We start from the raw sequence: 13,405 nt of genomic DNA on the forward strand, positions 1-13,405 counted from the left end.
GGAGCATCATCGTAGACCGGACGATGGGAATATCACAAATTTTATAATTGAGAAATGATCATGGGGTGACTTTCAGTCACGAGCCCGAACCTATGGACTTGTAGTCCATAGTGGTTCAGTTAAATCAAGTTTCATGTCAAAAAGGAAATTAAGGTTTAACTTTGCTACTCATTTATGATAACAAAATTAACATTCAATAGCCAGTATATTTTAAGCGAGTTGCCCTCGCATGACAGAGATTTCCTTGAAGATATAATGGTCGATAAAAACTTTCGTAAACACCAGCCTATATTTACTGAAGGGACATTGCCTTCTGGTATTTTTTATTTAAAGACAGGTAAAGTGAAAAAATATAAAGTGGATAACGATGGGAGAGAGCAGATTATTTATATCTATAATGCTGGCGAATTTTTTGGCTATTCTTCTGTTCTTAGTGAAAGTAATTATGGAGATACAACAGTAGCCATAGAAAATTCTGTAATCTCTTTTATAACCATAAAAGGGTTTAATGAGATACTAAAAGATTCTTCTTCTTTTTCACGCTTATTATTGAAAAGCTTAAGCCATGAATTTAGTGTATTGGCAAATCTTATGGCCGTATTATCTCAACGTACAGTAAGGGAACGCGTAGCTCTTAATTTACTAATTTTACAAGATAAATATAAAGTTGAAGGTATTACAAATACGTATATTACACTTTCTAGATCCGATTTGGCGAATATGGCTGGGACAGTTGTAGAAACCTTGGCGCGTGTGCTTCATGATTTTAAACATGATAAACTTATTGCTACAGACGGACGTAAAATTCAATTACTAAATATTGAAAGTCTTGTTCGCGTGGCTAATTTTTACTAATAGATGTGTTTTAGTCTAGGGGTGTTTCAGGATGTAAGTTAAAATTATTGGGACTTGTCGCATGCTTACTTTTATCCGTATTACTTAGAGCTGAGGTTTTACTTTTAGCAATTTTTCTTTAAACATTTTAGCGGCAGAGGTATATCCGCCTTCGGTACCATCAACAAAGTGAGAATGTTTCGTTTTTCTATCCAAAACGTAACAAGACATTACGGATGCGTGTGTGATATGAATACCATAGATGATTTTATTATCTTTTTCTAGTCGATTTAAATAATCTATAAACAGGTCTATGTTTTGCTGTTCGGCTGTGAAAATGGTGTTAATCATACCATCTAGCATAAACGTATGCGATAATTGACCAATTTGTTTTAAATATTGTTTTCCGTTGGGAGATAGGTTTAAATAGAGTTTCCCAAAAAGTGTTGCAATCCAGTTTTTAATTAAGTAAATCAAATTTTTATTGACTAGACTAATTTTCATTTCTTCCCAAATTTTAAGAAGACTAAAGTCTAATGATAGATTGTTCGATTTTATAGGTTGTCGGCTTTTAAATGTGCCGAATACGGTATTCATTTGATTTATAATAGCTCTATAAATCGCTCTTTGATCGGTTTCATTAACAGCATCTAACAATAGACAAATAACTTTTTTTTGGGACTGCGTAGGATTAATTTGTTTCCATCTGCATTCCATTCCTTCCAAGTTTAAAAGGTCTTTTTCGAAATGAGAAATGTTGTTTTCTTCAAAATTATTTTTTATAATTTCTTCAGCTTTTTTTAAACCATTACCCAATACTATCGGAATTGATAACTGATCTGTAAGTTGATGTTTAGCTATTTTTAGACCCGCTTTTTGAGTTGATAGATAAGCTACAGAAATGTGTCCAACTCTAAGTATTAAGTTGGTATTTCTTTTAATATGAAGGCTGTAATTTTCTAAAATCAGTATAATTTTATTTAAAAACAGCGTAGGAAGAATAAACGTAGCGCCATCACCACCAAAAAAATAAGGGATTTCAATACTTTGTTTTTCTTTTCGTATAATATTTAATACAGATATTATTGCACCGGTTGCAGTTAAGTTTACCTGATGGTGCTTACCTTCATCAACAGCTTGAGTTGAATTTTGAATATCTACTACCACCACATGCCAGGTGTTTGGGACATCAGAAAACAAGGATTCACTAGCCAATAAATCCACAAGATTATTACCTGAGTTTTTAAGTTCAGTATAGAAATTAATGTTCTCCATTATTACAAATACCGATTGATGATTTATTATTCAAAAATTCTTTTTTCACTAGGATAGCCAAAGGTTATAGATGGTTTATTGCAGATTTTAAACACCTAATTTATGAAATAAAAACGGAAGATAAATCCTTGAATATTATCTTAAGTAGGAGCGTCGCCGTTAATGAAATATATACAGCATAAACTAATTTGTGTAATTAGTAAGCTTATTTTTAATCCTAAAAACGCCCGCGTTAGCGAGCGTCTTCTATTATAAAATATTGTATTTATTCTTCAAGGATTCGTCCCATGGTTCCTGCAATTACTTTTATCTGAAAGACCTCTGGTTCATCTTCATTTTGGTAAACTAAGACCACATCTTTTTCGCCATCTGTATTCACTTTAAAATTGAAAGTGTAAATCATTTTATCGTTTTTAACACTCGTGCTTTTATCGGTTAAAGTGATTACGGGTTCAATCTCAGATCCTAATACCCATTTGTTTTTCCCTTCAGCATCACCTTCCAATTGTATTTGAAACGGACTGTCTAACTGGTATTCTACTTTTGTATTATTATCACTTATTGTTAAGGGACCAGAAGAACAGCTACTAACAGTTATTAATAGACATAAAAAGGCTATGTGTTTTAAGTATTTCATGAGTTTTTAATTTTAGTGTACTGTAATTACCGGCACGTTGGTATGTTGTAAAATACTTTCCAAACGGTTTTTTCCAAAAAGTTGATTCCAAATAGCGGGTCTGTGTGGATGTAAGGCTAAGGCATCAATATTATGTCTTTTAATAAACGCTTCTAAGCCATCGTTTAAAGTTGTGCTTGATACGATATGAAAATCTACAGCATCATTATCTTTAAAATAAGGTTTTAAATTAGCATCCATTTGTTGTTGTTCATTAAGCATGTCTCCTAAATGTACGCAATGTGTTTTGGCACCAAAAGGTTTAATGAAGCTTAAAAATTGTTCTACTTCTTCCACAGTATGTTTATGGAAATTAGTCGCATAAGCTACATTTTTTATAGGTGTATAATGATCTTGTTCCGGAACAGCAATTACAGGGGTTGTCGCATTGCGTAATAGCTTTTCACTAATACCTTTTACGAGTCTAGAAGGATCCTCATGATCGTGAATGCCACAGATTATAAGGTCGCTATTATTAGTTTCGGCTTCTACATTAATATCTGCCATAGCGCTACCAAATTCAAAGTTATAACTGATAGGGACAAGAGATAAATGTTTTTCTTTAATATGCTTTTCTAAATTAACTTTAAAAAGTTCTAATTTTTCTTTCGCATTTTCATTTTCTAATTGGTAGGCTTGCATCATCATGGCTGCATTATCTGCGCCAAAACCATCTCCAAAATAAGCACTTTCTCCATAAACTAAAGGAACTGCAGAGCTGTAAAATACTTCAACATGACTTTGATGTTCTTTTGCAAATTCTAAAGCATATAAAACAGTATGCAATGCTGTGTCGCTTAAATCGACTGGAACTAGTATTTTTTTTATCGTATTCATTATTTAAAATATATTTTGCGTAATTGATTAAAACGGCGTGGACTAATCCCTGTAACTCGGAAGCCCATTAGGTTATGCTAAAAATACATTAAATAAAAGTGATATAAAAAACTTATATATTATGTGTTTTAGAAAAAGAGAAGGCAATTTTAGAACTGAGGTAAGTTTATTTATTACCAAACGGTTTTATGTATTATGTCAATTAGTGTGTGTTCAATCTCTGGTTCAGAATCTGAATGGCCACCTTCTGTAATGTATAAATCACTATGCGTTAACTTATCATTCAATTCAATAGCAAATTTTAAAGGACATATAGCATCGTCTTTTCCGTGAACAATTTTAATAGGAATGTTGTCTAATAAATTTACGTGTTCTAAAATATAATTTTCTGTAATAAAGCAATTATTGCCTAAATAATGAGCTTCCATTATAGATAGAGATTCATATGGGATGTGATCTAAAATGTCCTCGACGGCTTTTTTTGTTATGTTTTTTTTGTAGATGGAAATCTCATAAAAGGCCCATTCATAAGCAAAGTGTTTTTGTTCTTCCTTTGATCCATATATCATTTTATCTAAGTAAAATTCAGGAATTGATAATTTACGATCTTTGGGTACCTTTTTACTAAATCGTTCCCATACTTCAGGAAATTCTTTTTTTACACCCCCATTTAAATAATGGTCTATAGATGCTTGATTACCTAAAAAAATTCCGCGAAGCACTAAACCTTTTATTCTATTCGGATTTTGTATGGCATAAACTAGGCCTAGAGTTGTTCCCCAAGAGCCACCAAAAAGAATAATTTTGTCTATTTCTAAATAATCTAAAAGCGTATTAATATCTTGAACTAAATCTTGAGTCGTGTTTTCTATAATAGAACCAAAAGGAAGACTTTTAGAAGATCCTCTTTGGTCAAAGAAAATAACTTTTTGTTTTTTGAAATCAAAAAAGCGCTTATCGTTTTCAGAAAATCCTGCTCCAGGACCTCCGTGAACAAATAAAATCGGTTCGGTTTCTGTAATTCCGAAAACTTCAAAATAGATGTTATGCGTTTTACTTACTCTTAAATAATTGGATTCAAAACGCTTCATGTTTTGGTGTTTTCTAATGCGTACTGATGTGTTGATTATTAATTTGTTATGCGTTTAAACGATTAGCTAACAATTTTTATTACAAATTTTTCTTTTCTGTTTTAAATAATTTATCCCAAAAAAAGGTATAAAACCCAAAGTTTCTATTGTTAAGCTTGTGATGTGTTTTATGAAATGTATTTGTTGTAAAAATAAACATAAAGGGTGTATAGGTCTTTCCGTTTAAATGCGTGATTATGCCGTATAACCAATTGAAAATTAGAAATAAAATAAAACCATAAAGATTAAATTGAAACACTATGGTTACTATGGTTAGTAATAGACCAAAAAAAATAGATTCCCAAGGCGACATATGATATAAACTGACAGAATTAAAACGATCTGAATGTTCGTGATGCTTTGAGTGGATTTTGTGTAATACCTCTATATTATGAGATAGATAATGTAAAACATACATCAAAAAATCCATTAAGAAGAAAATACTAATAAAAGAAAGCCACATATTAGATTTAGAAAACACTATTATTCCTTTAATCCAAAGGATATATCCTGGAATTGCAATTAGAATATTTAAACATAATATAACTAAAGACCCAATTATTTCTTTTTTAAGAAGCGTTTCTTTGAAATTATATGTTATGTTCCATAATTTACTAATCACAATAGTTAATACATATGCGATGCAATTTGCTGTAATAAGTAAAGGGAAAAATATCAAAGGATTTTTTAAGCCCATATTTTATAATTAATGTTATTACAGAATTGTGTAATATATTATTAAACTTATTTAAAAAAAGAAAGCGCCATAAAATCTGTTTCAGAGCGCTTTCTTAATTCTAGATTGATTTTTTGTCTAGCCGATTATTACATTAAAATTTACACTGTAAAAAGACCATCGATTGAAAGATAGCGTTCTCCAGTATCATAATTTATAGTTAGTATTGTTTTTTCGCTAGGTATTGATTCTAACTGTTTTCTTACTGCTGCTAAAGACGCTCCGGTAGAAATGCCAACCAAAATACCTTCGGTTTTTGCTATATTCTGAACTTCAGAAAATGCTTCATCTTTTGTTATTCTAATGGCACCATCTATGAGATCTATATTGAATGTTTCCGGAATAAATCCTGGGCCAATACCTTGTAAAGCATGAGGTCCTGGTTGGCCTCCAGAGATTACTGGGGAGTCGTTAGGCTCGACAGCAAAGACTTTTAAATCTGCAAATTTTGCTTTTAGTGCTTTAGACATACCCGAAATATGACCACCAGTACCAACACCTGTAATTAAATAATCTATACCTTCAGGGAAATCGGCAGCAATTTCTAAAGCGGTTGTTCTTTCGTGTATTTCAGGGTTTGCTGGATTTGTAAATTGAGAAGGCATCCACGCATTTTTGTTGTTTTCAACCAATTCTTTCGCCTTTGCAATTGTACCTCCTAAACCTAACTCTTTAGGTGTCAATACAAGTTTTGCACCGTAAGCAGCCATTAGGGCTCTACGTTCAACCGACATAGATTCTGGCATAACCAGTGTAAGTTTATAATTTTTTACAGCAGCAACCATCGCTAAGCCAATACCTGTGTTTCCAGATGTAGGCTCAATAATTTCAGTGTCTTTATTTAAAATGTTTTTGCGTTCTGCATCCTCAATCATAGCCAATGCAATTCTGTCTTTAATACTTCCTCCGGGATTATATTTTTCGAGTTTCATCCAAACATTAGCATTCGGGAATAATTTATTCAACTTTACTACGGGAGTATTACCAATACCTTCTAAAATGTTATTGATTTTCATATTATTTTATTAATGTTTAAGTCTTTAATACTTAAACGGTTCTTAATGGAATATAAAGTGATACAGGCGCGTTTTAAATACGCCATTTTCAGAAGTATAAAATTAATGTTTTTTGAGTAGTAATTATTATATATCGATTATTTCTTAAGATTATCCGAGGGGCTATTTGTTGTAGTAAATAGGCAATAACCGTTATTAGATTGCATTAATAATGTGTCAACCTCTATTTGGTAAATCGCTATACTTTTCTGATTGGAGTTAGTCGTATGCGAGATCCGATTGAAGAATCTATAACTTGATTAAAGGTGATAGGGGGGAGTGAGCGTTACAGTTGCAATAGCATTATTCTAGTGTTTGCTACAATTTTTATCCACGTAAACTTCTTCCAATCAGTATTCCGTTTCTGACTATTAAAAAGTTGTCAGGAATTCCATATATCATTGCAGCAGAATTATCCTGTTCTTTTAAATCACTTAACTGTAACCAAAGTAATTTATCTTTATTGTTTTAAGCCAATTTCATTTCTAAGTATCTTGTGAGAATGCAAGTATTTCAAAAATTTAAGGTTTGTACTTTTCATAAATTCGAATCAAGTTTGGGTTTTCTAGTCTTCACGAACCACAATTAGAAGCCTAAAATCCCAAAATAATTAATTGGACTTTATAATCAGATAGATCTCGACAAGTGTTGGGTGTTTTAAAAGCTTTAGTTTTGCTTGTAGCTTACGTTTTTGTGTGCGATAATTTTCTGCAGTAAAATTAGAAGCGAGCAAACGGAATAAAAAACTTTGGTTTATCTAAAGCTAACTATTTTTTATACCGTTAGTAATTTTTTCATTTCTTCAACAGAATCAGTGAAATCAGACATTTTCTTTTCTTTTCCAATGTGAATAGGACTTGTATTCATTCGGTTTGTTAAGTCTCTTATTGGCATGTTTTCTAAACTGTCGAAATCATTTTTCCACCAATCTAATTCAAAAAGTCTTTGATTTTGAAATCCAGTCGTACTACGGTCATTATCGGTCGGCAGAAAAACCAGTCCGCCAATAATTAAATTTATAGTTTCAAAGTCAGTTAATATTCCGTCATAAATTAGTTGTCCGAAAAGGGCATCTTTAAAAATCTGATCAATAGTGTTCAAGTCCGATGATTTTATATCAGTCAGAATCACATTGTATTTGGTTAGTCCGTTTGATATTAACCAGCATTTTTTTCTGTCGACATAAAATACTGTTGCATTCCATTTTCCGAGAATTCCGCAATCAGTTTCTTGGTCAGTTGTGATTAGTTTCTTGACTAATTTTTCTAACTTTTTAGTTGTATGTATTTTCGTTTTCATCAATTGGTAACAAACGTTTTTGTGTAAGATTAATTCCGTATTTGAGTAAGTAATTTAGCAAATAAAAACAGAATAGAATACTCTACAGGAAAATAAGATGCTAGCAAACGGAGCATTAAATTTTTGGCTTAGTTTAAATCAGTGATTTTTTTATACTGGTATTTGCAAATCGTTTTTTATTTATTTAGCGCGTTTCAATTCCGATGCTTTTGAATAACTTTTTTGTTTCTGTGATATCAGATTCATTTTTCATTTCCACTAAGTCTCTCAACTTCCCATTTGTAAGTTTTAGACTAAACCTTTGTCGACCAAAAACTCGATTTTCGGTTAGAGAACTAATTTCAGTTAAGTTCAGTTTTTCAGATGTCGATTTTTTCATTAATTGGTAAATCAGCATTATAATCGATGCTAATCCAATAATTACCCAAATAAATCCCAACCATTTTAATTGCTTTTTGTCCAAAACAAAAACAGGAAAAACAATGGAATTAATGAGAGTAAAAATCAGCATTATTTTCAAAAATAAATACTGTGTTTTTAATCCGTCTTTTATTTCAATTGACTTTTCATTTTCGTTAAATACTATTTTCATAATACTGTTATTTAGTGTTTGCTAATTTTTATAATACGGTTGGTCTAAGTAATATAGCTACAGGTTAAAATTGATTTTTATGTTGATAATTGATATAGCATATTAGATATCTTGAAGTCTAATATAATCTAATTTCGTTGAACAATTTAAATGCGTTTTTTTTGCGCTACGATTGTAAAGGCTAAGTAAATACGGATTTCATACAAAAGCGGGGCGATTACAAATTGAGCGTATTTGGAGATCATAATTTTATTGGCTGGATCTATTTATTGATCTTTATGTTAGTTTTTTTTATAAGCTCATCATTTTTAGTAATTACAACATCAATGGATTCATTATAGCTAATGTGTATTAATTTGATTGTGTATCGCTTCCAATTAATAGATTCATACTCTTTCTCATCGTAAATTTTGTCTGTACTTTCATACATTGAAATCATCAATTCGTATTCTTTTTCCCCTTGAAAAAAAATTAAATGACCAGATATTACATAAGCTTGTTTCTCACTTATTGCATTTTTGTGCGAGAACCCAGTTAATTCAATAGAAAGGGAATTGTCTATTTCTGTTTTTGTATTGAGTTCTAAATTAGTTATGTTATTCATAGCGTTCTTTTGGGCATAGCTTGATAAACTAAAAACGAGTAATAATAAAATAAATAGTCTAGTCATATTAATTGGTCTCTCTTATTATAGGCAACTTTGTTTGTTTTTTTCTAGCAATAAATATCATATCAGTTAAAAAAGTGCCATCAGGTTCAGAATATTTTTTTCTCTTTAAGTCAATAATTTCAAAACCATATTTATTCAAGCATTCTGATAGAAATTCCGCTTGATGATAATAAATATAAACTCTATTTTCTCCGCTAAAACTAGTTAATTCATATCCGGATTTCTCATAATTATCTTCCATTGTACTCATGTATAATAATCCTGAATTACTCAGAAGTTTAGAAGAATCACTAATAAGTTTTTCACATTCTTCTTTGGATAGATATGGCATACAGAAGCCACACATTATTCCTTCAAATTTTTTTTCAAGTTTTGAGATTTCTCTGCAGTCAAAAACTTTAAAATTAGCATTTGGATTGTTTTTTTTTGCGTACTCAATCATATTAGGTGCTAAATCAATTCCAAGAATTTTAAAATCAGGCCTCTTACTAAGTAAATATTTAGTCACATTCCCTGGTCCAGAAGCAATTTCAAGAATTTCAGAATTCTTGTTTTTAAATAATTTACAAAATGTATCAAAGGTATCATTGTATAAATCCATTTTCATGAATTTATCTTGATAATTACTTGCTGATTGATTATAGGTTTCTACTGATTCTTTATTTCTTTCTAACATACTTGAGTAAACTATTTTTCATTGTGTTTAACTGTTTTTTTATGAAAACAAGGACGCAATTTTCTTTAGCTTAGTACTAAATTACGCATTCTTTATAAAAGTGTTACCCAACGTTTTTATTTAATCAATTTACCAACGTTGTTCTGATTAAGCAAATAAAAACCGAACCTGCATACCGGTAGACAAGTAGAAAATGAACCTGATCCGTTTTTTACAATTTAGTTTGTAATGGAAAACTAAAAATAAGGCGCTGTAATCTGTATATTATAACAGTCTCCAACCGAATAAAAAAAGGTTGAGGGTTTTTATTGAGATAGCTTATTTTCGATGCTTGGGTTTAGTTTTATTAACGCTTGTGCAAATTCGATTTTTTGTTTTGGAGATATAATAATCACATCAAATTTACCATAGGTTAGCTCAATTCTGTCTAAAGATGGAGCAGGGGAGGATACAAAATTACTTGATTTCGCAATAGATTTAATTTTATTTATTTCAACCACTTTAGAATAGAAAATACCTGTTTTTATTTTTAAATTGCCAGATTCATATATTATATATTCGGTAGATAAATTTAAGTATAAACACAATGTAAAGACAAGCGCTAAAATGCCACTTACCGAAAGTATGGCTTCTATTGGTTGATCTTGAAAGACCATAAAAATAATAATAGACCCAAAAATTAGTATTTCAATTATGAGTATTTCGAATCCGATTTTCGACTTATAGGTTTTCATTATATAATCTTATAAAACGTGTAATTGTTGTGTGTATTTCAGCTTCAATCTTATTAGGTCTTAACAAGTTGTCTGCTTTTGTGCACTGTTGTTTTAGCGTTTAAAATACAAAACAACATGTAATATACTCTTTAAAAATAACTTATTATTCTTTAAGTAAACCATTTGTGTATGACGATTAAAAGTAAGAATAATTAACTTTTATCAGCGTTTTCTGTGTGTTAAGTGTAAAGAAAAAGGGATTACAATGCCTTACGTTCTGGTATGGCATTTAATCCCTTAATAGATTTCTTATTGTAATCCGTTTTATTTTTTAAAGTCTGATTTTTTTAAATCATTGTCAAATTTAATATCCGTCCAGGTTACTTGTACCCAAGGCGCATCGGTTACTTCGGCATCCCAATTAGAACCTTTATATCTGCGTTCTGTAGGCATAAGTATACCATCGATATCTTCATATTTTAATTCCATTAAAAGCGGGTCCGATTTCCCAAATTCCATTACTGTAAATAGAAACTGATCGATTAATTGGGTCTCTTTATTAATGTATACTTGATAAATATCTTTAGGTTTATTATCCTTAGATTCAAATGTTACTTTAACAACATCATAGTCGTTATCTCCTATGGTTTGTGTTTTAATGTATTCGTAATTTAAGCCTGGATCTAATAGTTTTTGGTTCATGGTAAACCAATAAAAATTAGTAGGTCTATTAAAAGCTACCTGTTTTAAAGCCGTCGTATCGGTAACTATTTCGCCCTTATTTTTTAACCAGAATTCGCTACCATCGTAACCTTGTTCAATTTCACCTTCTAAGTTTGGTAGTGTGCGCTCATGCTTATTATATAACCCATAAGATAACTCTTCGTTAAAGATGTACTTTTCTGTAGAAGAATCAGATTTACCGTCTGGTGTTTGGTAAGTGTAGGTGTAAACGACATCTTTTTTGTCGATAAGTTTACTGTAATCCCCTACTTTTTGTGTCATGTTATAAACGAACTCATGACCTTTGTTTTGAAACTCAAAAATGTCTTCCTGTTGAGTCGGTTGTGTCTCTTTAATACTATGCTTTGACTCGTTTTTACAGGAAATTAAAGTGAAAATTGAAATTATACTAATTACTAAACTGTTTCTCATGAGGTATTCTGTTTTATAGTGAATATGTCGACCTGAAGTTGGACTACAGGATATAATTGAATATACGTTGATAAGTAATGTTACAGATTAGAGTGTGAGTGTTTTCCGAAGGAAAATAAAAACGTGCAAACACACAACATCTTTTTGAAGGAACCAAAAATACTAATTTTCTATCTAAACAGCTTTTGAAATGTGTTTTTGTGTATAAAATTTATGATGTACTTAACAAATATAAATCGGATAGAATGCCTCGGAGTTCTACTTCGGGGAACTAATGATAATGCCATAACTGCAAAATTGGAATTCTAGAATACAAATTTTTGTTTTTGACGCTAAGATCAAAATGATACCAACCAAATACTTTTATGGCTCTGCATAGAGGATCGTTGGTCTCAATACAACATTTATTTCCCATCACCATTCGGAAAATTAACGCTATCAATGAAACAGCCATCAGAGGGTAACTTTTGAATAAATTACATATATTCGTGACATGCAATTTTTCTATAACCACCCTTACTTAACTGCATTTCTAGCCGTTATGATACTAAATATAATTATTAAAAAAATAACCAAATCGAAGGCGTCTCCTGTCGGGTTCGTCCTGTTAGCAATTGCCTCTTTTATTGGGCAAGCCTGTAGTCCTTTTTCCGGAGCAGTCAACAAAGAAATTTCAAATAATTACTACTATGGTAAATCGGGAAAAGAGATTCGATATAGTCCCATGGGCAATTGGTTCGAATTAGGAAATCAAACTTTAGATGCAGATGTGAAATCTTTTATGCCTTTGTCTAGCGATTTTGCTAAAGACAAGGACCATATTTTCTTTTGTCAATATATTATTGATGACGAAGTCGATATCCATTCCTTTAGAACTTCAGATAGATTAGGGTTTGATAAAGACCATGTATATATCCCTATTGAAAATATGGCTTATTCGATTCAAAGCACCTTAAAAACCGATAAAAAGTTGTTTGTTCTTGAAGGTGCAGATCCTGAAACCTACAAAGAATCTGAAGATTGGGAGTGGGGAACCGATGCTAAAAACTGGTTTTATGGCTATAAAATGATAGACGTCCACTATGAGACTTTCACACCCATCAACGAGTATTTCTGCAAAGACAACCATAGGGTTTATAAAAGAAGTTCTTTTGACATCATACCCTGTGAGATAGATCCTCTAACATTCAAAATGCTTAATGAAAGATACGTGGCAGATGCACATTTTATCTACGATTACTTGAGGACGAACGATGGAGGAGACCCAAGCCAACTCAAAAAATTCAGTTATGAGTCTTTAGATAATATAGCCTTTTTACATAAGGACTATCTTCTATTCGACAATAGCGTGATTTACGAAGGCGTATTGATGGAAGATGCCAACAGAACGCATTTCATGGTCTTAGAAAGCGCTACTAAAGCCTATGCAAAAGACGACCAAAACGTTTACTATGACGGTAAGAAAATTGCCGGTGTGGATTTAGCAACCTTTGCGCTTTATGACTACGATCAATATGCTCGGGACAAAAACCACGTCTATCACTGGGGCGTTAAAATGGAAGGTGTCGATTTGGAAACTTTTGGAGCTATAGAGAAAGATAGCTGGGTTTATAAGGATAAAAACCATACGTATGCTGGTGCCGAAATTAGCGAAAATTAGCATCTAAAAAGGCGTTTTAAAAATTGAATTATGAGTAAACCGCTGGTTAAATTGGTACTTTTTATGAGTAAATTAATACCATCAAAACAGAAAT

The 13,405-nt window shown here is 31.4% G+C and carries 14 protein-coding genes; 2 read left to right on the top strand and 12 right to left on the bottom strand.

Translation table 11 applies throughout. The annotated features are described in order from the left end of the window. Positions 1–174: 174 nt before the first annotated feature. Positions 175–855: a Crp/Fnr family transcriptional regulator gene (locus tag R6X41_RS18385; protein WP_318501823.1), complete on the top strand. Its 681-nt coding sequence runs from the start codon at positions 175–177 to the stop codon at positions 853–855. An 84-nt stretch (positions 856–939) separates the two neighbouring features. Here the strand turns inward: R6X41_RS18385 and R6X41_RS18390 are convergent, their stop codons facing one another. The 12 genes from R6X41_RS18390 to R6X41_RS18445 all read right to left on the bottom strand — a co-directional run bounded on the left by R6X41_RS18390 (position 940) and on the right by R6X41_RS18445 (position 11,651). Next, entirely contained in the window at positions 940–2,109 is a 1,170-nt protein-coding gene (locus R6X41_RS18390) for a DUF3095 family protein (RefSeq protein WP_318501824.1), read from the bottom strand. Positions 2,110–2,374: 265 nt separating this feature from the next. Next, positions 2,375–2,746: a hypothetical protein gene (locus R6X41_RS18395; protein ID WP_318501825.1), complete on the bottom strand. Its 372-nt coding sequence runs from the start codon at positions 2,744–2,746 to the stop codon at positions 2,375–2,377. Between the two features lie 12 nt (positions 2,747–2,758). Then, positions 2,759–3,622, bottom strand: coding sequence for a universal stress protein (locus R6X41_RS18400; RefSeq protein ID WP_318501826.1), 864 nt, complete (start codon positions 3,620–3,622; stop codon positions 2,759–2,761). Positions 3,623–3,795: 173 nt separating this feature from the next. Beyond that, complete coding sequence (gene pip / locus R6X41_RS18405) at positions 3,796–4,713, bottom strand: prolyl aminopeptidase (protein WP_318501827.1); 918 nt, start codon at positions 4,711–4,713, stop codon at positions 3,796–3,798. 79 nt (positions 4,714–4,792) lie between these two features. After that, entirely contained in the window at positions 4,793–5,449 is a 657-nt protein-coding gene (locus tag R6X41_RS18410) for a sterol desaturase family protein (protein WP_318501828.1), read from the bottom strand. Positions 5,450–5,589: 140 nt separating this feature from the next. Then, positions 5,590–6,504 (bottom strand): cysteine synthase A, encoded by a 915-nt coding sequence (gene cysK, locus R6X41_RS18415; RefSeq protein WP_318501829.1) that lies wholly within the window; start codon positions 6,502–6,504, stop codon positions 5,590–5,592. A gap of 813 nt (positions 6,505–7,317) precedes the next feature. Further along, a complete protein-coding gene (locus tag R6X41_RS18420; protein WP_318501830.1) occupies positions 7,318–7,842 on the bottom strand; it encodes a DUF6933 domain-containing protein in 525 nt (174 codons plus the stop codon). A 184-nt stretch (positions 7,843–8,026) separates the two neighbouring features. After that, positions 8,027–8,434 (bottom strand): hypothetical protein, encoded by a 408-nt coding sequence (locus R6X41_RS18425; RefSeq protein ID WP_318501831.1) that lies wholly within the window; start codon positions 8,432–8,434, stop codon positions 8,027–8,029. 262 nt (positions 8,435–8,696) lie between these two features. Beyond that, on the bottom strand, positions 8,697–9,038 hold the full coding sequence (locus tag R6X41_RS18430) for a hypothetical protein (protein WP_318501832.1): 342 nt from the start codon (positions 9,036–9,038) through the stop codon (positions 8,697–8,699). 67 nt (positions 9,039–9,105) lie between these two features. After that, positions 9,106–9,780 carry a class I SAM-dependent methyltransferase gene (locus R6X41_RS18435; protein WP_318501833.1) on the bottom strand — a complete coding sequence of 225 codons (675 nt, stop codon included), beginning with the start codon at positions 9,778–9,780 and terminating at the stop codon, positions 9,106–9,108. Positions 9,781–10,085: 305 nt separating this feature from the next. Beyond that, positions 10,086–10,514, bottom strand: a complete 429-nt coding sequence (locus R6X41_RS18440; RefSeq protein WP_318501834.1) for a PH domain-containing protein — start codon at positions 10,512–10,514, stop codon at positions 10,086–10,088. A gap of 306 nt (positions 10,515–10,820) precedes the next feature. Beyond that, positions 10,821–11,651 carry a hypothetical protein gene (locus R6X41_RS18445; RefSeq protein ID WP_318501835.1) on the bottom strand — a complete coding sequence of 277 codons (831 nt, stop codon included), beginning with the start codon at positions 11,649–11,651 and terminating at the stop codon, positions 10,821–10,823. Between the two features lie 541 nt (positions 11,652–12,192). Between R6X41_RS18445 and R6X41_RS18450 the strand changes: the two genes are divergently transcribed. Next, the gene (locus tag R6X41_RS18450) at positions 12,193–13,311 is read left to right on the top strand and encodes a DKNYY domain-containing protein (protein WP_318501836.1); all 1,119 of its coding nucleotides are present in this window, start codon (positions 12,193–12,195) and stop codon (positions 13,309–13,311) included. Positions 13,312–13,405 lie beyond the last annotated feature (94 nt).

This window comes from Formosa sejongensis (assembly GCF_033447105.1).
Taxonomy (GTDB): Bacteria; Bacteroidota; Bacteroidia; order Flavobacteriales; family Flavobacteriaceae; genus Formosa.

Coding starts and splice junctions, on each gene's coding strand:
- R6X41_RS18385 (WP_318501823.1), top strand. CDS start 175: ATGATAACAAAATTAACATTCAATAGCCAGTATATTTTAAGCGAGTTG.
- R6X41_RS18390 (WP_318501824.1), bottom strand. CDS start 2,109: ATGGAGAACATTAATTTCTATACTGAACTTAAAAACTCAGGTAATAAT.
- R6X41_RS18395 (WP_318501825.1), bottom strand. CDS start 2,746: ATGAAATACTTAAAACACATAGCCTTTTTATGTCTATTAATAACTGTT.
- R6X41_RS18400 (WP_318501826.1), bottom strand. CDS start 3,622: ATGAATACGATAAAAAAAATACTAGTTCCAGTCGATTTAAGCGACACA.
- pip (WP_318501827.1), bottom strand. CDS start 4,713: ATGAAGCGTTTTGAATCCAATTATTTAAGAGTAAGTAAAACGCATAAC.
- R6X41_RS18410 (WP_318501828.1), bottom strand. CDS start 5,449: ATGGGCTTAAAAAATCCTTTGATATTTTTCCCTTTACTTATTACAGCA.
- cysK (WP_318501829.1), bottom strand. CDS start 6,504: ATGAAAATCAATAACATTTTAGAAGGTATTGGTAATACTCCCGTAGTA.
- R6X41_RS18420 (WP_318501830.1), bottom strand. CDS start 7,842: ATGAAAACGAAAATACATACAACTAAAAAGTTAGAAAAATTAGTCAAG.
- R6X41_RS18425 (WP_318501831.1), bottom strand. CDS start 8,434: ATGAAAATAGTATTTAACGAAAATGAAAAGTCAATTGAAATAAAAGAC.
- R6X41_RS18430 (WP_318501832.1), bottom strand. CDS start 9,038: ATGAATAACATAACTAATTTAGAACTCAATACAAAAACAGAAATAGAC.
- R6X41_RS18435 (WP_318501833.1), bottom strand. CDS start 9,780: ATGTTAGAAAGAAATAAAGAATCAGTAGAAACCTATAATCAATCAGCA.
- R6X41_RS18440 (WP_318501834.1), bottom strand. CDS start 10,514: ATGAAAACCTATAAGTCGAAAATCGGATTCGAAATACTCATAATTGAA.
- R6X41_RS18445 (WP_318501835.1), bottom strand. CDS start 11,651: ATGAGAAACAGTTTAGTAATTAGTATAATTTCAATTTTCACTTTAATT.
- R6X41_RS18450 (WP_318501836.1), top strand. CDS start 12,193: ATGATACTAAATATAATTATTAAAAAAATAACCAAATCGAAGGCGTCT.